Here is a 1,249-nt window from a genome sequence, read left to right as displayed (position 1 = left end):
AGCAGATCCTGCAAGCAACCGGCGAAGACTCCCTCGCCTTTTTTGATGCGATTGCACCGATCATCCACACTGAATCCATCAATATGAACAAGGCATGGTTTCAGTCTCGCTACGACAAAGTCGGCCCGGGCGGTACGGGTAAAGATTACATCAACTGCCCAATGGATAAAGAGCAATACGAAGCCTTTATCGATGCACTGATCGGCGGAGAAAAGACCTCTTTTAAGGAATGGGAAGAAAACACGCCTTACTTTGATGGCTGCCTGCCAATTGAAGTGATGGCAGAACGTGGCCGCGAAACTCTGCGCCACGGCCCAATGAAACCAATGGGTCTGACCAATGCTCATCAGCCAGACATCAAGGCCTACGCTGTGGTGCAGCTGCGTCAGGACAATGCCCTTGGCACGCTTTACAACATGGTTGGTTTTCAGACCAAACTGAAGTACGGCGCACAGGCAGAAATTCTCCGCATGATCCCGGGTCTGGAAGAAGCTCAGTTTGCCCGCCTCGGCGGCCTGCACCGCAACACCTTCCTCAATTCACCGCGTCTTCTCGATGATCAAATGCGCCTCAAAGCTCTGCCACACGTGCGTTTCGCAGGTCAGATCACCGGCTGTGAAGGCTATGTGGAATCCACCGCTGTTGGATGTTTGACAGGTCTGTTTGCAGCTCATCAGGCACTTGGAACCGACATCGCACCTCCGCCAGTCACAACTGCATGCGGTGCAATCGTCAACCATATCACGGGTGGTCACATCGATCGCGAAGATGGCTCCGGCCCGCGTTCCTTCCAGCCAATGAACATCAACTTCGGCCTCCTGCCTCCTCTGGACGAGATGCCGAAGCATCCAGAAGGCAAGCGCCTGCGCGGCAAAGAAAAGACCCGCCTTAAAAAGCAGGTTATGGCCAAACGTGGTCTGGATGACTTTAAAGCATGGGTCGCGAACGTCTAACGCGCACGCAACATACAATTAGAGACAGAAAGGCCGGAAATTCCGGCCTTTTTCTATTTCCGCGAGAGCTTGGTAAGGCGGCGAGATGTCCGCCACATATGCCAGACACGGCGCATATGCGGCGCCCCACCGCAAACCTGCAGCGGCTCAAAACTATCTTTGTCCGCCTCATTGAAGAACAGTTCCACCTGAAACACGGGCAAAAATGCAGGCAGCACAGACGGGTCAATCCCTTCCAGTGCACTCTCACAATCATCGAGATGCTTTTTGCTCAGCTCCACCATTTCTTCAAAAGC

The 1,249-nt window shown here is 53.5% G+C and carries 1 protein-coding gene and 1 pseudogene; one reads left to right on the top strand and one right to left on the bottom strand.

Translation table 11 applies throughout. The annotated features are described in order from the left end of the window. Window positions 1-953, top strand: a 953-nt coding sequence (trmFO, locus tag PPL9_RS31770; RefSeq protein WP_082597192.1) for a methylenetetrahydrofolate--tRNA-(uracil(54)-C(5))-methyltransferase (FADH(2)-oxidizing) TrmFO, incomplete at its 5' end; no start/stop codon positions are given. A 53-nt stretch (window positions 954-1,006) separates the two neighbouring features. Here trmFO and PPL9_RS33980 read toward each other — a convergent pair. Beyond that, window positions 1,007-1,249, bottom strand: a pseudogene (locus PPL9_RS33980) (squalene/phytoene synthase family protein); the annotation flags it as partial.

It is taken from the genome of Pseudovibrio sp. POLY-S9 (assembly GCF_001431305.1).
GTDB lineage: Bacteria > Pseudomonadota > Alphaproteobacteria > Rhizobiales > Stappiaceae > Pseudovibrio.
Note: the sequence above shows the minus strand (reverse complement) of the source record. Positions and strands in the feature narration are given on the sequence as shown.